The sequence below is a fragment of the Spirosoma koreense genome, from assembly GCF_054777875.1.
This window is the reverse complement of sequence record NZ_BAAHAC010000003.1, coordinates 96,957-117,345: the sequence shown is the minus strand read 5'-3', so window position 1 is coordinate 117,345 and position 20,389 is coordinate 96,957. Positions and strand designations below refer to the sequence as shown.

The 20,389-nt window shown below is 54.0% G+C and carries 16 protein-coding genes; 13 read left to right on the top strand and 3 right to left on the bottom strand.

Annotation, left to right across the window (positions count from 1 at the left end):
• Window position 1 precedes the first annotated feature (1 nt).
• The 9 genes from ACYVC2_RS03960 (at window position 2) to ACYVC2_RS03920 (ending at window position 9,887) form a co-directional block, all read left to right on the top strand.
• Complete coding sequence (locus ACYVC2_RS03960; RefSeq protein WP_461100992.1) at window positions 2–2,065, top strand: ArnT family glycosyltransferase; 2,064 nt, start codon at window positions 2–4, stop codon at window positions 2,063–2,065.
• An 8-nt stretch (window positions 2,066–2,073) separates the two neighbouring features.
• Complete coding sequence (locus tag ACYVC2_RS03955; protein ID WP_461100991.1) at window positions 2,074–2,772, top strand: WbqC family protein; 699 nt, start codon at window positions 2,074–2,076, stop codon at window positions 2,770–2,772.
• A gap of 35 nt (window positions 2,773–2,807) precedes the next feature.
• The gene (locus ACYVC2_RS03950) at window positions 2,808–3,461 is read left to right on the top strand and encodes an acetyltransferase (protein WP_461100989.1); all 654 of its coding nucleotides are present in this window, start codon (window positions 2,808–2,810) and stop codon (window positions 3,459–3,461) included.
• 95 nt (window positions 3,462–3,556) lie between these two features.
• Complete coding sequence (locus tag ACYVC2_RS03945) at window positions 3,557–4,750, top strand: glycosyltransferase family 4 protein (protein WP_461100988.1); 1,194 nt, start codon at window positions 3,557–3,559, stop codon at window positions 4,748–4,750.
• 123 nt (window positions 4,751–4,873) lie between these two features.
• Window positions 4,874–5,944: a glycosyl transferase gene (locus ACYVC2_RS03940; protein WP_461100987.1), complete on the top strand. Its 1,071-nt coding sequence runs from the start codon at window positions 4,874–4,876 to the stop codon at window positions 5,942–5,944.
• Window positions 5,941–7,011, top strand: coding sequence for a glycosyltransferase family 9 protein (locus tag ACYVC2_RS03935; protein ID WP_461100986.1), 1,071 nt, complete (start codon window positions 5,941–5,943; stop codon window positions 7,009–7,011). Before ACYVC2_RS03940 ends, ACYVC2_RS03935 begins: the two co-directional genes overlap by 4 nt.
• Window positions 7,008–7,835 (top strand): DUF5672 family protein, encoded by an 828-nt coding sequence (locus tag ACYVC2_RS03930; RefSeq protein ID WP_461100985.1) that lies wholly within the window; start codon window positions 7,008–7,010, stop codon window positions 7,833–7,835. The genes ACYVC2_RS03935 and ACYVC2_RS03930 overlap by 4 nt, the downstream gene beginning before the upstream one ends.
• A gap of 3 nt (window positions 7,836–7,838) precedes the next feature.
• On the top strand, window positions 7,839–8,858 hold the full coding sequence (locus tag ACYVC2_RS03925; RefSeq protein WP_461100984.1) for a glycosyltransferase: 1,020 nt from the start codon (window positions 7,839–7,841) through the stop codon (window positions 8,856–8,858).
• An 18-nt stretch (window positions 8,859–8,876) separates the two neighbouring features.
• Entirely contained in the window at window positions 8,877–9,887 is a 1,011-nt protein-coding gene (locus ACYVC2_RS03920) for a hypothetical protein (RefSeq protein ID WP_461100983.1), read from the top strand.
• 84 nt (window positions 9,888–9,971) lie between these two features.
• Here the strand turns inward: ACYVC2_RS03920 and ACYVC2_RS03915 are convergent, their stop codons facing one another.
• On the bottom strand, window positions 9,972–10,493 hold the full coding sequence (locus ACYVC2_RS03915) for a hypothetical protein (protein WP_461100982.1): 522 nt from the start codon (window positions 10,491–10,493) through the stop codon (window positions 9,972–9,974).
• A 365-nt stretch (window positions 10,494–10,858) separates the two neighbouring features.
• On the opposite strand from ACYVC2_RS03915, the gene ACYVC2_RS03910 reads away from it, so the two are divergent.
• A complete protein-coding gene (locus ACYVC2_RS03910; RefSeq protein WP_461100981.1) occupies window positions 10,859–11,194 on the top strand; it encodes a hypothetical protein in 336 nt (111 codons plus the stop codon).
• 56 nt (window positions 11,195–11,250) lie between these two features.
• Here the strand turns inward: ACYVC2_RS03910 and ACYVC2_RS03905 are convergent, their stop codons facing one another.
• The gene (locus ACYVC2_RS03905; RefSeq protein WP_461100980.1) at window positions 11,251–12,309 is read right to left on the bottom strand and encodes a hypothetical protein; all 1,059 of its coding nucleotides are present in this window, start codon (window positions 12,307–12,309) and stop codon (window positions 11,251–11,253) included.
• An 11-nt stretch (window positions 12,310–12,320) separates the two neighbouring features.
• Complete coding sequence (locus tag ACYVC2_RS03900; RefSeq protein WP_461100979.1) at window positions 12,321–13,763, bottom strand: MBOAT family O-acyltransferase; 1,443 nt, start codon at window positions 13,761–13,763, stop codon at window positions 12,321–12,323.
• Window positions 13,764–14,210: 447 nt separating this feature from the next.
• Between ACYVC2_RS03900 and ACYVC2_RS03895 the strand changes: the two genes are divergently transcribed.
• The 3 genes from ACYVC2_RS03895 (at window position 14,211) to ACYVC2_RS03885 (ending at window position 20,358) form a co-directional block, all read left to right on the top strand.
• On the top strand, window positions 14,211–17,168 hold the full coding sequence (locus ACYVC2_RS03895) for a glycosyltransferase family 117 protein (RefSeq protein ID WP_461100977.1): 2,958 nt from the start codon (window positions 14,211–14,213) through the stop codon (window positions 17,166–17,168).
• Between the two features lie 206 nt (window positions 17,169–17,374).
• Window positions 17,375–17,710 carry a PadR family transcriptional regulator gene (locus ACYVC2_RS03890; protein WP_461100976.1) on the top strand — a complete coding sequence of 112 codons (336 nt, stop codon included), beginning with the start codon at window positions 17,375–17,377 and terminating at the stop codon, window positions 17,708–17,710.
• Window positions 17,707–20,358, top strand: coding sequence for an ABC transporter permease (locus ACYVC2_RS03885; protein WP_461100975.1), 2,652 nt, complete (start codon window positions 17,707–17,709; stop codon window positions 20,356–20,358). The genes ACYVC2_RS03890 and ACYVC2_RS03885 overlap by 4 nt, the downstream gene beginning before the upstream one ends.
• Window positions 20,359–20,389: the final 31 nt, after the last annotated feature.

Below are 20,389 nucleotides of genomic sequence, written 5' to 3'. Positions count from 1 at the left end.
TATGGTTATACTGTATCTTCTTGCCCTTTTTCTGTTTGTTTTTTACGTCGGACGGCTCGCCACCTACATCAGCCGACCGTCGCTGACGGAATGGTGGCTGACCAGTTTCTTACTCGGCGCAGGGAGTGTTATTCTGACGGGCTTTGTGCTTTCGGCGCTTTATCTGACCGCCAACACCCCCGTCTGGGCCGGCTCGGTATTTATTACAGCTACCGTACTGAGTACGATCCTTCGACGCCTGACGCCAGCTCAGCCCCGCTTTTCTGTTCGGCAACTTGCCCGGAACCGGTGGACCACCGCCCAGATGTGGTTTAGCCAACTGGCCACCTTTCCCCGGCTGCTGTTTACCTGTTTACTGGCTACTCTAGCGGTCATTGCCGTCACTAACCTGTTGCTGGTCTTAGTTACCGTTCCGAACGAGTGGGACAGCATGACCGGCCACCTCAACCGGGTGATGCAGTACATCCAGCGGGGCAGCATGCGGCATTTCGGCGGTACGAACTGGAACATAGATACCTACCCCAAGAGTGTCTGCACGCTCCAGATCTATTCATTTCTGATGACCGGCCACTTCGAGAACGGCTTCAAATTCATCCATCACCTGAGCTACTGGACGGCTATTGTCTCGGTTTTCGGAATCGTTCAGCGCATCGGTCAGAACCGGCTGTCGGCCAGTTTTTTCTGCGCGCTGTCTTATGCCCTGCTTCCTGATTTCCTGATGCAGGCCATCACCACCGAAACCGATATCGTGCTGACGGCCTACCTGAGTGTGCTGCTGTATATGCTGTTCAGCTACCGGGCCAGCGGTCAGAACCGGCCAGACAGCCGCTACCTGTACCTGGCGGGCATGGCCTTTGGCATCGCTTTTGGGCATAAGATCACCTTTGCGCTGCTGTTGCCTTCGGTATTCGTCATCATGATTTATACCGTCTTCCTGTCGCCCTCCTGGTCCGTCACCTTTGGGCGAACCTGGCGGCTGGCGCTGGCAATCGGCGTGGGCGTTTGTTTGTGGACGCTCCCAACCGGTTATCTCAAGAATATGGAGGTCTTCGGGCATCCGATCGGTCCACCTACGGCCCTGAAACACCAGTCTGTCGAACGGGCTGGTTCCTTCAAAAACCTGCTCGAACAGGGTAGCCGGAATGTGGTGCGTTACGGCTATGATCACGTCAATCTGGATGGCATCCGGAATCTGGCGGTCGGTGCGGAAGTGAATCACGCCATGCGGCAGCCGCTGGTGGTGCTGGAAGACAAATTACACATGCGGCTGGACGAAGAAACCGACTTTTCGATTCAACCCTTTGCCTTCGACCGGCGGTTCGTATTCTACAATGCCAATCCATACTGGGGCATTATCGGTTTCGGGCTGATCTTCCCCCTTCTGTTTCTGGTACTAATCGGGTATGTTCGCTCTACTCCGCACCTTTTTCTGGGCCTGGCGCTGGGGCTTCATTTTGCGGCTCTCTCCTACTCGGCACCTTACGACCCGTTCAAAGGCCGGTATTTCATCGAAACGGGACTCTTCGGCATTACGTTTCTGGCTCTGCTGTTTACCAGTCCGCGGGTATCGATCGACGTTTCTGGCCGACCGGTTTGGAAAGGGTATGTGGGGCTGGTGACGATATCAGGGTGTTTGTCGGCGCTGTTATGCGTTTTTCTGAATACACGGGCGCTGCCGTTTTCCTGGACGGCCCTGGACGGGAAACATTATCCGTCTGCCTTCGACTCCGACCGGATCCGGCAAATGACACTGGGCCGGCCGGATATTTACGTTCCCTACAAACGGTTCGATGAATTGGTACCCGACCAGGCAACGGTGGCGCTGGCCACGATCAACGACGATTACGAATACCCGCTCTACGGACCGAAGCTCTCCCGACGCCTGATTGTGATCAACCCGTTCGAACAGGGGCTGAAGCCCATTCCCAAAAATGCCGATTACCTGTTCTTCGATAAAAGCGTGATGCCGCCAAAACCCGGCGATTTGCGCTTAGGCACCGACACGACCATGCGGAACGCCGTCATCGTACCGGGTGAGGACTATTATCTACGAAAACTGAAGTAATGACGCCTATGACGCTGGCTATCATGCAACCGTATTTCCTGCCTTACATCGGCTACATGCAGCTCATGAGCGCCGTAGATACGTTCGTACTCTACGACGATGTCGCCTTTATCAACCGGGGCTGGATCAACCGCAACCGCCTGCTCATCAACGGGCAGGAGTACCTGTTTACGGTACCTCTGAAAGACGCAAGCCAGAACAAACGAATCAACGAAGTGCAGTTGGCCGACGATCCGAAATGGCGAAGCAAGCTGCTTAAAACCATCGATCAGGGCTATCGGAAAGCGCCGTTTTACCAAACGGTGATGCCCCTGACTGAAAATATTGTCAACTTTACGACCGGTTCCATTGCCGAGCTGGTGTACAACAGCCTGATCGAGCTGAACCAGTACCTGGGTATCAAAACCCGCCTGGTTCAATCATCTTCAGTCTACAACGATGCCGATCTGAAAGCGCAGGAGCGAATTCTGGATATTTGTCGGCAGGAGAACGCCACCCGTTACATCAACCCGATCGGGGGTACCGAGCTGTACGACAAGCCAACGTTTACCGAGGCCGGCATCGAATTGAATTTCATCAGAACCAACCGGGTCGAATACCCACAGTTTCGCAATGAATTTGTCCCGTGGTTGTCTATTATCGATATTTTGATGTTTAATGACCCATCTGCCGTTCAGTTACTTCTGCGGGAGTATGAACTGGTGTAACCCAGACTGATACATCAGTCATCCTTCAAAAACGCATGGCAAAAGTTATCATTTTCGGGGTAATGGATACGGCCGAGCTGGCGCACTTCTACCTGACCCACGATTCAGAACATGAAGTGGTGGCGTTTACCGTCAGTCGCGAATACATGACCGGGACCGAGTTCCGGGGCTTACCACTCGTGGCTTTCGAAGACGTAGAAACGCTGTTTTCTCCGCAGGAGTATAAGTTCTTTGCCCCCATGACGGGTCGGAACATGAACCGCAACCGGGAGCGGATCTACCTCGAAGCCAAAGGCAAAGGGTACGAATTCATTTCGTACGTCAGTTCCAAAGCCACCGTTTTCGGTAATCCGATCGGCGAGAACTGCTTCATTCTCGAAGACAATACCATTCAGCCTTTTACCACCATCGGCAACAACGTGGTACTCTGGAGCGGCAATCACATCGGCCACCACGGGCAGATTAAGGACCACGTCTTTTTTACTTCACACGTGGTCATGTCGGGTCATTGCGTCATTGAACCATACTGCTTTTTTGGAGTCAACAGCACCATCCGCGATTTTCTGCACATCGCGACCGGTACACTCGTCGGGATGGCGTCCGCCATTTACAAAGACACCGAAGAATGGGGGTTATACCTGGGAAATCCAGCCAAAAAGTTACCTAAACCCAGTTACGAAGCCTATTAATTTCGTTGCGGGTTGTCGTTGATCGTCCCTGGTTGTCATCGTTTGTTCGTTGTCAGCAGAACCGACGAACGACAGCCGGTGATCCGTGCCAACAGATGACTATTTTATTAATCGGACACGACGCCAACCGCGCCGGGGCCCAGCTCGTTTTACTGAATCTGATGCGGCTGCTCAAAGCCGAGGGAATTCAGATGCGGTTGCTGCTGGGCGACGGCGGGCCGCTGCTGGAGGAGTACCGGGCCATTTGCCCCGTTACCCTCTGGCCGTCACCCGACCGGTACATCGTAGGAGCCATTGCCGACAAAGTACTCGGAAAACTGGGGCTCTGGGAAACGGCTCATGCCCGGCAGCTCCAGACCCGGCAAGAGCAGGTCCGTACTCAACTGGGGCTCGATTCGATCGATCTGGTGCTGGTCAATACCGTCACGAGCAGCCGCTGGTTCAGTCAGTTGAACCTGCCGGAGAAAATTCCGGTGATCACGTTCGTGCACGAACTGGCTATGGCGGTTCGTATCTATACCCGCCCCGACGAGCTTGCCTATCTGCTTCGCCGAACGACCCGGATGCTGGCCGTCTCGAAGGCCACGGCTCAGTATTACGAACAGCAACATCACTTCGACCCTGCCCGGATTCAGCTCTATACGCTGATCGACACACCCGCGCTGGAGCGAAACGTACAGCAGGCTCGCCAGCAACCCAACCTATTCGAAACCCTGGGATTACCCGCCAACGCGCTCATCGTGGGCGGCTGCGGCAATGCCGAGTGGCGAAAAGGCAACGATCTGTTTGTCAATCTGGCCCGGCAGGTGATCGATCAGGCATCTGCCGAACCGATGGCGCCGGTTCATTTCGTCTGGGTAGGCGTGCCACTGGGCTCGCTTCGGGATGATCTGCTGCTTGATAGTCAGAAAGCCGGACTGGCCGACCGCGTTCACCTGATTCCACCCACGCCGGACGTTCTGCGGTACATGAGCCGCTTCGACGTGTTCGTGCTTTGCTCCCGCGAAGACCCCTACCCACTCGTGGTGTTCGAAGCGGGCTTGTGTGGCGTTCCTGTCGTGTGCTTCGACGGTGCCGGAGGAGCGCCCGAACTGATCGAGTCCGATGGTGGTTTTGTGGTGCCTTACCTCGACCTGACCACCATGAGTGACCGGGTGTTAACCCTGCTCCGGCAACCCGATCTGCGCCAAAAACTGGGTACGCGGCTCGGGCAGAAAATTCTGGAACGTCATCCGGCACACCAAAGCATCGAAACTCTCGTAACTTTGTTTACCCAACTGACTCGTTGATATGTCAATGAATAATGGATAATGTACAATGGATAATGCAGTCCGGCACTTCTCTCGATAGCCAAAGACTGCGCATCATTCATTCTTCATTGTACATTATCCATTATTCATTACCCTTATGCTATGACCCTCGCGTTTACCATCTGTTCGATCAATTATCTGGCTCAGGCCCGAACGCTCGGCGATTCACTACAAAAGACCAACCCTGACTATCAGTATGTTATCGGCCTGGTGGATCGACTAGACGCAGCGAATCTGCCGCCGGAACTGGTACCAGCCTATCCGATGCTGGAAGTCGACAAGATTGGGATTCCGGATTTTGCGGCCATGTGCGATCGCTACGACATTACCGAGCTGAACACCGCGGTCAAGCCTTTTTTCATCGATTATTTTTACAAAACTTATCCCGACGCTACGGCGGTCATTTACTTCGACCCCGACATCATCGTTTTCCAACCGCTGCATCAGCTCGACGAAGCTCTGGCGCACTATAGCCTGGTGCTGACGCCACACACCTGCTCGCCTACGCCCGACTGGGAGCGGCCCAACGACCAGCATCACCTGAATACGGGTATTTTTAACCTGGGTTTTATTGGCCTGCGGAACGATGCCACCGCCCGGCAGTTTGTCGACTGGTGGAAAGATCGACTCGTGTACGAATGCCGGATCGATTTGTGCGAAGGACTTTTTGTCGATCAGCACTGGGTCAATTTTGCGCCGGTTTACCACGACAACGTGCTTATCGATCATCATCTGGGGTACAACGTAGCGTACTGGAATCTGCATGAGCGGCATTTCTCACAGACCGATGCGGGAAACTGGCAGATCCGGAATCCGCTCAATCCATCGGAGAAGGCTGAACCACTACAGTTTTTTCATTTCAGTGGCTATAACCCCGACCGCCCGAACGAAATTTCGAAATACCAGACCCGATACGGATTTGCCAGTCCTTCGGGGACAATGGTGGGGAAACCCCTCCGTACGGTCGATCGGCCCGAACAGCAGCGACTCGACGTTCGGCCGTTGTTCGATCTGTACCGGGAGCGGCTCATTGCCAACCACAACGAGCAGTACCGGACGTACCCCTGTGTATACATTAAACCACCCGTCGTGTTCCGTTACCAACGGGTTCGTAAACTACTGAAGTACCCATTCAACCAAGTTATTGCGCTGCTAGAATCCCAACAGGTATGAGTAATTGGTTAGGTATTAACATCGCTGGTTCTGCTGCCCAGGGCCCCGGTTTTCAGGAACTATGGCGATACCGGTACAAAAAAATAACCCATATTCTCGAACGGCAACGCTCGTTTAAGGCTAAATACCGGGAGCTTAAACAGATCAAAAGCCAGTTGGGCAACCGCCCCCTGGTGGCGATCATTCTGTCGGAGCAGATGGGCGACATCATTGCCTGCGAACCCGTAGCCCGCGAGGTGCGCCAGCGTCATCCCGACGGGTATATCATCTGGGTGGTGAAGGCGGCTTTCGTCGATCTGGTTCGGCACAATCCGAATCTGGATGGCTTTCTGGTCGAAAAATGCCCGGGCGAGCGAGTTCAGTTGCTTGAGTCGGGCATTTACGATGTCGTTTATAACCTGCACATTTCGCACCGCAAGTGTCCTTATTGCCCGCAGGACCCGATCAATCCGATTGCCGACCAGATTGGCCTGACTTTCGACAACTACTACCACCGGGGCGATCTGCTTTACATGTTCTCGCAGGCGGCCGGACTACCCGCCCTAACCGCCGATCCGAAAATGTACATTCCCGACAGCGTTCGGGAGAAAATCGCAGGGTTACAGTTGCCCGCCGGCCCGATCGTCATTCACTGCCAGTCGAGTCATGTACTGCGCGACTGGCCCGCCGAAAACTGGAACAAACTCGTTCGGTGGTTGACGGCTACCTACCCTTACCCGATTATCGAAGTTGGACTGACGCCGACCGTAACGGAGCCGCATCCGCAGTTTCGCAGCCTGTGCGGGCAGTTAAGCCTGCTCGAAACGGCCGAAGTGATCCGGCAGGCCCGGCTGTTTATCGGCATCGACAGCGGTCCGGCCCACATGGCCAATGCGATGGGAGCCGATGCGATTTTGCTGCTGGGTAAATTGTTTGATTTTGTGGACTACCTCCCCTATTCGGGTCGTTACAAGCGGGGCGAAGGAGTAACCATTCTGAACGATTTCGGCCATCCCTGCGCCGAGTTACCGTATGCCTGGGTGCAGGATGCGGTAGAACAACGTCTTGGTCAGCCTAAACTTGTATGAACCCGTCTTCTTCCGTGCGCGTCAACGTCATCCTGCCGGTCTATAAGCCTCAACTCACGGAGTATGAGCGCATTTCGATGCTCCAGTGTGTCCGGGTTTTAGGTAATTACCCACTCTGTCTGGCGGCCCCGCACTCCCTCGATGTGTCGGCATACCGCCAGATAGCACCTGACATTCAGGTCCGCACCTTCGACGACGGCTACTTCACCGACGTGCAGGGCTATAACCGCCTGATGCTTTCCGAAGGGTTTTACCAGGCTTTTTCGGATCAGGAGTATATGCTGATTCATCAACTTGACGCGTTTGTCTTTCGGGATGATCTGGCCTACTGGTGCCGACAGAACTACGATTACATTGGTGCTCCCTGGCTGCGGGACCGCGACTTCACGGGCTGGATCGACCAGCTCGACTTCACCCTCCGCAAACATATCGCCACCTGGACGAACCTAAAAAAACCGGATGGCATTACACCCCGCGAGATCATCACCCTGAACAGCGTCGGAAATGGCGGGCTAACCCTTCGACGGGTACCGTCCATGCTCCGCTGGCTGAAACGGTTCAAGCGTAAAATTGCGGAATACGAAGCCATTCCGATGTATCAGTACCACGAAGATGTATTCTGGAGCATCGAAGTAAATCGCTACTGGCCCCGGCTCCGGATTCCGGGCTATCGGAAAGCACTGCACTTCTCGATCGAGTTTTTTCCGCAATGGGCGGTTGAACATTACAACCATGGGCAGTTACCATTTGGTTGCCACGCCTGGAACATCCACGGCACCGACTACTGGCGACCTATTTTCGCCCGCTACGGGTACCAAATCTGAGGTATGACCACCACACGCCCTACGCTTTCCATTGCGCTCTGTACCTATAACGGCAAAGCCTATTTACCGGCTCAGTGGCAGAGCCTGCTCGATCAGCAGACGCGCCCGGACGAAATCGTTATTTCCGACGATTTATCGACCGATGGCACCGCTGAGCTTATTCAGCAGTTGGCCGCCGAAGCCCCATTTCCGGTTCGTATTTTGCCCAATACCGAGCGGCTGGGTTCGAACAAAAATTTTGAGCGGGCTTTAGCGGCCTGCACCGGCGGCCTGATATTCGTCTGCGATCAGGATGATTTCTGGCTGCCGGAAAAACTTAGCACGATGGCGTCGTACATGGTGCAGCACCCCGATGTTCAGGTTGCTTTCTGCGATGCCTGGGTAACGGACGAACACCTCGACCAGCGTCAGGGCCGCTTCTGGAGCGTCGTACGGTTCGACAAACGCGCTCAGACGCGCTGGCAATCGGGTGAAGCGATGGAGGTGATGCTGGACGGCAACCGGGTAATGGGTTGTGCGATGGTCATTCGACGATCGTTTCTGCCAACGGTGCTGCCCGTTCCGACCAATCTGTCGGGTTATATCTACGACGGCTGGATTGCGCTGGTGGCAGCAAGTCAGAATGTCATTCAGTTTATCGATCAGCCCCTGCAGCTGTACCGCACCCACGTTCAGCAGCAGATTGGTGTACGGGAGCAGGAAGCCCCCGAACCCGTCCGGCTAACCGACCGGTTCGCCCGGCGCCGGGCGGGGAAGCTGGCTCCGCTCCGTGCCCGCCAGGATCAACTGCTTCAAATCAGGGATCTGCTCGTCAGCCGAACCCCGGCCAATGCACCAGGTATTCCCCAGCTTCGTCGGCGCCTGGCCCACTTCACGATGCGCGGACATTTGCCGCCGAACCGCCTGCTGCGGCTGGCTCCCGTTCTGAAAAGTTTAGGGCTTGGAAATTACCACCGTTACGCCGATGCATCGGCCAACTGGTACGCACCTTACCTGGCGGTTTTGGGCGATATCCTCGAATGACGTAGTTTTGCATCCACTGTGCTTGTAACCATCTGTACCCTCCGTCAACTGCCCCAGGCTTTCGCGCTGGCCGACAGTTATCTTCATCATACGGCGAAAGCCAATGCAAACCCGGTGTTGATCGGACTTGCCGACGACCCGACTCACCTGCCCGCCGGGTTTACGGCTTCCTATCCTATACTGCCCGTCAGCGAATTTTTATCGGCAGATCAGGTAACGGCCCTGTCTGCCGTCTATACGCCGACGGAGTTTGCAGCGGCCATCAAACCGGTCTTCATTCAGGAAGTTTTTCGTCGATATCCCGACGCGGAAGCTGTGCTGTATGCCGATCCGAATATCCAGTTTCTGGCTTCGACAGCCGCTCTTTACGCGAAACTGGCTTCGGCCAATGCGTTGCTGACTCCATTCATCACCCACAATCCGCAGGATGTTTGCTGGCCCGATGAAAAGTTTTTTCAGAACGTCGGCCTATATAGCTCCGATTTTCTGGGTTTTCGTCGTTCGGCCGAAACCGACCGGCTGCTGAACTGGTGGGACGACCGGGTGCGGGAGCGGGCTTACGTTGATTTTTGCGGGGGCTTCTGTCTGGACCAGCTCTGGCTGATGCACGTTCCGGTTTATTTTCAAAACGTCGTGACCGTACGGAACCCCGGCTGGCACGTTGCGCTCTGGAATCTGCCCGAGCGGCAGATCCGGTCGGAAACGGCTAATTTGGTGGTCGACGGGCCAGCGGGGAAAAATCAGCCGTTACAGTTCGTCAATTTTAAAGGGTTGCTGCATGCCGACGAAGGTTTTTTCCCGCACCAGAACCGCCTGCGCCTAACCGATCGCCCTGACGTGGCCAGGCTCCTGGCTGCTTACCGACAGGCACTCAATGCTTACTCTACCCCGAATCTCTCCGGAATCCGCCCGACTTATGGCCTAAAGCCGGAGCCGGTCGTACTGCGGGGCTGGCGGCAGGCGACCGCTAATACCTTTCGGCGCATCACCCGATATATCGATACGGTGTATTTGCCCCGGCTACGGTAATAAAACGGCGGAGAGCCTGATGATGAAGCGTGCCCTGGTTCAGAACCAGGGCACGCTTCATCATCAGGCTCTCCAATACAGGTATCAATCCAGTACAATCCCGATTGCCAGTCCCCCCCAGGGAACGATGTTATGGTCTGTCACGACGGGACACAACTGCGCTTTCCAGAAGCCGGTGGTTCGCACATTGAACAAAAAATAGCGCCGAACTCCCACAATTGGCCCGTACAGGTAATTGACCGTAGTGGCTGATCCAAGCAGGTAAGCGCCACCGACTCCGACTTCGGCAAACCACGACTTCAGCGGAACCTGGGGCGGGCAACCGTTTATTTTCCCGTTCAGCAAAATATTCCAGGAAACCGAATGGGGGGCGGTGGCCATGCTGTAGCGTGCACCCAGGTACCCCAGTCCACCCCGGAGAACAACAAAGCTCTTCTTAAACTGAACGGGTATGTATTCGACATTGGCCGAAAAAGCCGAACCTACCCCACCCCCTTCAGCCGTTGCGGCCCACTTCCAGGATCGGCTCTGCGGTTGGTAGCGTTGTGCATATACGCGCAGTGGTATCAATAAAAAAAAGACACAGGCAATCCTGACGGTATGCATCTATTAAGTAGTGAACGGCAGGCTGGGTGATCTGCGAATAAACAGGCCCAGGCTAAAAAGAGGTTGCCCAGCGATATGCTGTCTGGCTTTAGTCCAAAAAAATACAAGTCATTTCGAATGGCTCGTACAGATGCGAATCTACAGTAAAACCAGCATTTTATGGCAAATTCCTTATCTAAAGGCCCTCTTTAGTACAACTGCATCAGCTCATACCGGCAAGCCGTCCTTCGCAAAGTAATGGAATAAGTCAAAATTAGTATATAGCTTACTCCATTTATATACTGTGGTCGATACAGTTACACCGTAACATTTAGCCCGGAAGGCAGTTAGAAAGGAATTACCATTATCTCCATAGCGAAGATCCGATGAGCAGTCAATCCGAAAACCTGAAAGTTATTTTTTACGAACCCGACGCGGCAAACAGAGCTGCGAGCATTGTAGCCGACGGCTATTTTAGCTTCGTACCGACGTTTAAAGAGGGGGATTCTATCAACATTGCCCTGACCCGCAGAGACGACACGAAGGCTCCCGTCCAGGACCCGATTGGCCACAAAACCCACCGGGTGCTGAAGACCGATTGGGTCATCATGATCGATGCAGGATCGAAAGAAGCGCTGGCTACGCTGGTGGTATCGGTCGAAAAGATCGGGGCGATGGATACATCCGTAGACTACCCTTCTCTGGTCAGCACTCATTCGTAGTAGTACGAACTCATAGTAGCGCGGGCTTCCAGGGCTGCGGCCGACCGTCTGCGCTACTACTTATTTTCTTTCGACCATTGCCTGGCCAGTGCATTTACGTGCCGTAACCAGAATCGCTTACCCTGGTTATTCCAGTGACCGTCGCCGAGGTGATACCATTCCGGATGCTGACGCAGAGTATCGATTGTCGATATGATCGGCGCTTCCAGGTGGGGATTCGCTTCGATTCGCTCGATCTGATGGTTGTAATGCCCGTAGGTAGGCTCCAGCACGGTCACTTTGTTTGGAATCATGGCAACGTACACTTCATCGAAACCCATCCGCAGGTAATGCTGCCGGATCGTGTTCATATTTTTGACCAGCAGATCGAGTTTTTGATCGGAGATCGGCCGAAAAGCACTGAGCACATAGTTGGTGTCGACTTCAGGCTGATAAAAGATGGCCCGATGGTCGTGCGAGATAACGGCACCCGATACACGCCCGAACACGTGTAGCATGATTTCGGCCTTTAGTTCTTTAAACCAGACAAAAAATCGGCTATTGAACAACAGGAATTCGAGCCGCTGGTTGATTTCACTGCCGAAACGAGCAAATAGCCAACTGCTGGCTTTCGTTTCGCTGGTAGCGGCAGTTGGTTGCGTGGCTGGCTCCGGCGCTACCTGAGCGATACCATCCCGAATGTACATGCGCTCAAAGTCAGGATGATACATCCGTTCCTGTAGCACCCGCTCAATAAATTCAATCACCAGAATATTGGTCTTGGTCGTATCCAGGGGCGCGACGACCGGCCCGCCATCGCCCACCCACCGGTGAACGTTTCGGCCACCCGCATAGTAGCCCGTATCGATATCGGTGAAGCTGTCGCCGATCGTGTACAGATGCACATCCCGGTAATGTTGTTTGGGCTTATCGGCATCCGTCAGATTCGCGTGGGCGCTGTAGTCGGCTTCTCGAAACTCAGGTAAGTTGGTAATGTTGTACAAATCCCCGTGAACATACTGGTTCGGTATCAGGTGGCGCTGATCGAGCCAGCGTTGCATAGGCGGTGTCAGCCCAACCACAAGGATGGCTCCGGACAGTACCAGGCAAAACCACTTTAGCACGGTAAGCATCATAATAAGCGCGACTAGAACTGAAAGTATATAAACTGGTTGGCCGTAAAGACCCCGAACAAATAACAGACGAAGAGCAGCAGCGGCATGATGAGCCAGAACGACCGGTTATCGATCTGTCGGATGAAATTCATCCAGCGCGCTTCTACCAGCAGGCTGGCAATCAGCAGAAAACAGAAGGCCAGTTCGGCGGGCTGCAACGCGGTCTGAATCATATCGGCATAACTAAAGGTCAGTACTTTACGAAGCACCAGCAGGGCATCGCCGGTATTGGCGGCCCGGAAGAAAACCCACGTGAGCATCACCAGCGTAAAAGTCAGCACCTGATTCAGGCGCATGCCGACCAGACTACCCCGCTGCTCGTATACCTGCTGGGCGGTGTTCAGCACGGGCGACCGATACCGGGAAAGTAGCTGCCCCGCCACCAGATACAGCCCATGCAACAACCCCCAGATGATGAACTTCCAGTCGGCACCATGCCACAGACCACTAACCGCGAAAACAACGACCAGATTCAGACTTGCCCGGGCAGCCGACACCCGGTTGCCCCCGAGCGGGATGTAGAGGTAATCGCGAAACCAGGTGGAGAGCGAAATGTGCCACCGACGCCAGAATTCGGAAATAGACTGAGAGAGGTAAGGAGTCCGGAAGTTTTCCATCATCTTGATCCCCATCACTTTACCGGCACCGATGGCGATGTCGGAATAGCCCGAGAAGTCGCAATAAATCTGAATGGCGTAGAAAAACACCGCCACCAGCAGCGTAGCTCCGTTGGCGTGCCGCACATCGGCGTAGGCCGGGTCGACCAGCAGCGCCAACCGATCGGCAATGACCACTTTTTTAAACAAACCCCAGCCCATCATCATCAGCCCAGACCGCACCCGCTCCCAATCGAACGTGTAGGTTCTGTGCAGTTGGGGCAATACGTTCTGAGGCCGTTCAATCGGACCGGCTACCAACTGCGGATAAAACAGGACGTACAGCGAGTAGATACCCAGATGTCGTTCGGCCGGGTAGTTACCCCGGTACACTTCAATCGTATAACTCATGGATTGAAAGGTATGAAACGACAGCCCGATAGGTAGCACGATGCCGGGTAACAATGAATCTAAGGCAGGCAGGGCCTGAGCGGAACCCGCCAGCGAAAAGAGCGCCGTCAGGTTCTCAGCGAAAAAGTCATAGTATTTAAAGAAAGCCAGAATGCCAATATTCGATGCCAGACTGGCGATCAGCAGGACTTTTCGGGCCACACCTGTGGTTCGCTCGATCCAGAGGGCGGAAACGTAATCGATCAGGATGACGACGAACAGAATACCTAGGTAAGCCGGAATAAAGGCCGCGTAGAAATAGCAGCTGGCAATCAACAAGAGAACCCATTGGGTGCGCCGGGGCACGCTGAAATACAGCAGGGTAATAAAGATGAAAAAGAAAAGGAAATGCAGTGAGTTAAACAGCATGGGCGATGGAGCTAGGCAGCGTAACCAATTGGCAAAAATACAAAAACCTGAGTCTGCCCATGCCCTTGCCACAACATTTTTATCATACGTCGACGGGTTTAACCGGCCGCAGTCGATTATCTAACTGGCTTATTGATAGGCATAAACGAGCAATGAAGCAGTCAGTCAGCGGGCCGAAATGACAGATATACGGGTAGAGCGCGTCTACAAAATATCCAAATAACCGACACGAGTCTTAATTCCTACAGTAGCATTCCCGAAGGTAGCGTTCCAGCGGCAGCCGATCGGCCGACCGACAGAACTGCCCCAGGTTCTTCTAATTAATAGACTGTTTATCAGCAGCTTATTAACAAACTTTAACAACCCCTTTTAACATTGTTGGGTAGCTTCTTTCTGTAGCTTTGGCCGATCACTTACACAAACGTCCATCGCAAAATCTACCTCGTTATGCGCTCCTTCAAACGCCTGAATACCCTCACGGGATGGCTCACTTTTGTCATTGCCTTCGTTACATACGGGCTGACGGTCGAACGAACGGCCAGCTTCTGGGACTGTGGTGAATTCATTGCTTCGTCCTTTAAGCTTCAGGTGCCTCACCCGCCCGGTGCCCCGTTGTTTTTGCTCCTGGGCCGACTTTTCTCGATGCTCTCGTTCGGCAATCTGACCAGTGTAGCCTACTGGGTCAACATGGCCTCGGTGCTGGCTAGTGCCTTTACCATCGCGTTTCTGTTCTGGACTATCACCATGCTGGCTCAGAAGCTGTTGACCAAACCCGAGCGGGAGTACTCCACCGCCGATACGCTGCTGGTGATCGGTACGGGGGCGGTCGGCGCGCTGGCCTACACCTTCTCGGATACATTCTGGTTTTCGGCCGTCGAAGCCGAGGTCTACGGCATGTCATCGTTTTTCACCGCTATCGTAGTGTGGGCCGCCTTCAAATGGGAGCGCATCGACGACGAAGCCGCTGCCAACCGCTGGCTTATTTTTATTGGATATCTCGTCGGCCTTTCCATCGGGGTTCACCTGCTGAACCTGGTCATTCTACCGGCGCTGGCACTGATCTATTATTTCCACAAGGTTAAAACCCCGACGTTCTGGGGTGGAGTGATGGCGCTGACTTTAGGGATGCTAGTACTGGGCGTTATCAACGCGGCCATTCCGGGGTTGCCAGCGCTGGCGTTCGTGATGGAGCGGTTCTTTGTCAATTCGCTTGGGTTACCCTTCAATTCCGGGGTGATTTTCTTCATCATCGCTTCGATGGCCGGGCTAGCATACGGTATTCGCTGGTCGATTCGCCGAAACCGGGTGGGCTGGAACACCGCTCTGCTTACCCTGGCGTTTTTGTTGATTGGTTACACCTCCTATCTGCAGGTACTGGTGCGGGCCAGTTTCAATCCACCGATCAACGAAAACGCCCCCGGCGATGTGCTCAATTTCCGATCGTATCAAAGTCGGGAGCAATATGGGAGCCGTTCGCTACTGTACGGCCCCGTTTTTACCGCCCGCCCAATCGATCAGAAGCGAGGAGCGCCGATCTGGAAACGCGAAGGTGACAAATACGTTATCTTTGATTATTACCCCGAATACATCTACGCACCCGGCGATGAGATGCTGTTTCCGCGCGTGTACAGCAGCCTGCTTAGCCACCCGAAATTGTACCGGCAGATGCTCGGGCTAGCCGAAGGACAAAAACCCACCATGGGCGATAACCTGAAGTTTCTTTTCAGCTACCAGCTGGGGCACATGTGGTGGCGCTACCTGATGTGGAATTTTGCCGGACGTGAGAGCGACGAAGAGGGTGCCAGTTACCTGCTGCCCTGGTCATCGAATCAGGGAGTACCCGACCTGTTGAAAGCGAATAAAGCCCGCGACAATTTTTACATGCTGCCGTTTGTGCTGGCCTTGTTCGGGATTTTGTTTCAGTACAATCGCCGTCGGCATGATTTTGTGGTCGTTGGCTTACTTTTCATTTTTACGGGGCTTGCGTTGCAGGTCTTTCTCAACTCCCCGCCCTCCGAACCCCGCGAGCGCGACTACATCTACGTCGGCTCGTTCTATTTCTTTGCCATCTGGCTGGGGCTGGGTGTCATGGCCCTGACGAACGCCCTACGCAGCGTTTTCCAGCGCCTGTCGCTGATTCCGCGGAATGAATTGATTGTCGGGGCCTGCCTGCTGGTGCCGGTCATGATGTGCGTCAAAAGCTGGGACAACCACAACCGGGATCACCGCTTTCACTCGGTCGATTTCGCGAAGAACATGCTCAATACGTGTTCGCCTAACGCCATCCTGTTTACCGAAGGCGACAACGACACCTTTCCGCTCTGGTACGTGCAGGAGGTAGAAGGATTCCGGCGCGACGTGCGGGTGTGTAACCTCAGTCTGCTGGGCACCGAGTGGTACATCCAGCAGATGAAACGAAAAACCTACGAGTCCGAGGCTGTACCGATGTCGCTGGAGTTCGATCAGTTCAACAAAGGTAAAAACGACATTGTGCCGTTCTACGAAGTCGAAGGCGTCAAAAGCGGTATCGATCTGAAGCAGTACATCAACCTGGTCAAAACCAACAGTCCGGCCATTCAGGTGCCTCTGACGACGGGCGAGATGACCAATATTATGCCCTCGTCGGTGCTGTTTCTGCCCATCGACAAAGTCGCCGTCGACGGAGCGAATTTCGTCCCGCCTACCCTGCGCCCGTTTATGAAAGATACCCTACAGTGGACTATCGGCAAAAAAGACCTTTTCAAGCCGGATCTGATCATGCTGGACATGATCGCTACCAACAACTGGAAACGGCCGATTTACTTCTCCAGCACCCTGGCTACCGATCATTATCTGAATTTGAAGAGCTACATGCAACTGGAAGGTTATGCTTACCGGCTGATGCCCGTCGCCGTGCCGGGTGCAACGGAGGGCTATGTCAACTCCGACATCATGTACACCAACATGATGAAGAAAACTTTCTGGCGGGAGTTCGACAACCCGGATGTGTATTACGACGAGACGTACAAAGGACCACCCGTCATTTCGGCCCGCATCGCGTTCTTCCGGCTGGCTGAGCAACTTCTTCACGAAGGAAAGATCGACAAAGCCCGCGAGGTGTTGAATTATTCGCTGAAAGTGATGCCCGACAAGAGCATTCCCTACGACCAGATATCGTCGAACTACGTGCGCTTCCTGTTTGCGGTGAATGAGCCCCGGAAAGCCCTGACCATTGCCGATACGCTGGTTACCCGCGCCGACCAGAATCTGACGTATGCCCGCAGCCGGGCCGGGCAGGGCCGCTATGTGGCGGGGGACCTATACGTACTGCAGACGGTGGTGGAAGCCTGCCAGGCCGCGAACCAGACCGCGTTGGCTACGAAATACGAAGCTATTTTCCAGAAACACATCGCTGTCTTCGGTTAATCTGCGCTGAAATGGCGGGGTAAATCCTCCCCGATGCTGAAGGACCGGCATTTCGCCTGTTTTCTGGCATCAGGGAGGATTCTCTTTTTCTTCTTATCTAAGAATGGTAAAAAGCGTACCATTATTTTTTACATACAAATACTGAATTAATCAATTCATTTTACATACATTTACAGAGTTAATACCGTCTCAACGGCATACTACCCATGAAAGGAACCAACTTAGGCGAATTTGAAGAACTAGTGTTGCTGACCATTGCGGCCCTGGTGAGCGATGCCTACAGCGTCGCGATCTGCGATGAGTTGAGCAAGCATACGGGCCGAACGGCCAAACTAGGAGTCGTTCATGCGGTGCTGAACCGGCTCGAAGACAAGGGCCTGTTGACAAGCCGAATGGGCGAAGCGACCAGCGCCCGGGGCGGTAAACGCAAGCGCTATTACGAAGTGACGCATGCCGGCAAGGTCGCCCTCACACAGTCGCGAGAGGTGCGTGAAGGACTCTGGCGAATCATTCCCGGCTTCAATCTGGAGGGCTCATTATGAACGCGCCGACGGATCGAAAGATCACCCCGCCCGACCCACCCGGTCCGCCCCGCTGGGCGCAACGGTTGCTCCGCTGGTATTGTCGCCCCGAGCTGCTAGAAGATCTGCAGGGCGACCTGGCCGAATATTTTGAGCGGAACCTGCACACGAAAGGCCTCCGGCAAGCCCGGCTGATTTACATTCTGGATGTGCTCAAATTTTTCCGGCTTTATACCCTTCGCAAACCCGAACCCCTTCACCTGTTCATACACTGGATCATGATTGGCAGCTATTTTAAAACCTCCCGGCGCAGCCTGGTGCGCAACAAGCTTTTTTCGTTCATCAATGTCTTCGGTCTGGCCGTCAGCATGTCGGTCGGGTTACTCGTCATTGCGTTTCTGGTCGATTTGCTCTCCTACGATACCTTTCACGAAAAACGCCACCGGATATACCGGATCCTGACCCGAACAGAATCAGCCGATAAATCGGTCATGGAGCTGGCGTCTACGTCGATCAAAGCGGGCAAAAAAATCCGGGAAACGGTGCCGGGTGTCGAAGCCGTCACGATCCTGCGCCGGGAATTTTCCGGCGACGCCAAAGTCAATGATGAAACGATCATTCCGTTGAAAGCCCTGTGGGCCGATCCATCGCTGTTTCGTGTGTTTACGTTCCCGATGGTGGCGGGTGACCCGGTTACGGCCCTGCGCGAACCGTTCTCGCTGGTACTGACCGAAAAGACAGCGAAAAAACTGTTTGGCGACAGCCAGGCGCTCGGCAAGTCGGTTCAGTTCGATACCCTGACCTATACCGTGACGGGGGTTCTGAAAGACATTCCCAGGCTGTCGCACCTGCGGTTCGACGCGCTGGTTTCGCTCGCCACGGCCGAGCGGCAAACGGCCGATGCCGATGGTGGGCTCCAGACCTGGAACAGCATTTATGCCAACTATGTGTATCTGCTTTTGCCCGACCGGGCCAACCTGCAAACCATACAGGCAAACCTGGACCAGCTTAGCGCTGCTGAGAATAAAGGAATTAAGAATCAGAAGATTACCCTGTCGTTGCAGCCGTTGACAGCGATCACGCTGAGTAAACACTACTCCAATGAGTTCGGCACGAACGTACCGGGTGTGGTTGTGTGGATTCTGGCGGGGCTGGCCCTGGTGGTGATTCTGTCGGCCTGTTTCAATTACACCAATCTGTCGATTGCCCGGTCGTTACGGCGCTCACGTGAGGTGGGTATCCGAAAGATCGTCGGAGCGTTGAAAGGCCACGTGCTGGGGCAGTTTATCATGGAATCCGTTATCATTGCCTTGCTGGCGCTGGTATTTTCGTTCGGTCTGTTTCTGATCCTGAGAAGTCAGTTTCTGGGTCTGGCGCCCGAGTTAAGCCAATTGGTTTCCCTGGAACTGTCGCCCCAGATTTTTCTGTATTTTCTGGCGCTGGCCGTGGTAGTCGGCATCACCGCCGGTTTCCTGCCAGCGCTGTTTTTCTCCCGCATTCGAGCCATTCAGGTTCTGAAAGACTCGTCTTCACTCAAAGTATTTCGGCATGTCAGCATGCGTAAAGCACTGATTGTCATCCAGTATACTTTTTCGCTAATTTTCATTACCACCACTGTTATCGGGTACAACCAGTATAAAGGGTTCCTCTCGTTCGATCTGGGTTTTACGACCGAAAATATTCTGAACATCTCGATGCAGGGCAACAAAGCGAATCTGCTCCGAAAAGAGCTGGCCGGGATGCCAGCTATCAGCGCCATATCGACCTCGCGGCTGGTGACTAGCCTGGGGAGCCTGTATGGAACGTCGATGAAATACAAAAAGCCGGACGATTCGACGCTGGTCTGGCTCAATGCGGTCGATGAACAGTATTTACCGTTGCATCATCACAAGTTCATCGCCGGCCGGAATTTTATACCCCGCACCGATAAAAGCGACGAAACCGAAGTGATTGTAAACGAACAGGTACTCAAACGATTCGATATTGCGCACCGGAATCCAATCAAAGCACTGGGCGAAATTATCACCATGGACAACAAGAAATTAGCCATCGTGGGCGTGCTTAGGGATTTTCATTACGGAACCATGGAAAACAAGATCGAGCCGATGGCGTTCCGCTACTCGCCCGAAGAAAGTTATCTGAACGTCGGTATCAAATCGACGGACTACCCGGCTACCCTGGCGACTATCGAGAGTGCCTGGCGAAAATTCGATAAGATACACCCCCTCGAAGCCAAATTCTACGACGACCAGATCGAGCAGGCCTACAAACAATTTTCGGTTATGGTGCAGGTGATTGGCTTCATCACCTTCCTGGCGATCTGCATCGCGTCGCTGGGCTTATTTGGCATGGTGGTGTTTACCACCGAAACGCGCCTGAAAGAAATCAGCATCCGAAAAGTGCTGGGCGCGACCGATGGCGGACTGATTTTCCTGCTGAGCCGGAATTTTCTGTTGCTACTGACGATGTCCACGCTGGTTGCCCTACCGACGACCTACTTCTTCTTCGACAAAGTAGTGCTGACTAATTTTGCCTACCATCAGCCGATTCGTTTGCCTGAGTTGCTGACAGGGGCCCTTGTGGTCATGGTCATTGCCGCCCTGCTGATCGGTTCGCAAACCCTGAAAGCAGCCCGCAGTAATCCAGCCAGCGTACTCAAGAGTGACTAAAAGTATCGCGGGTTTAACCCGCGATACCTCA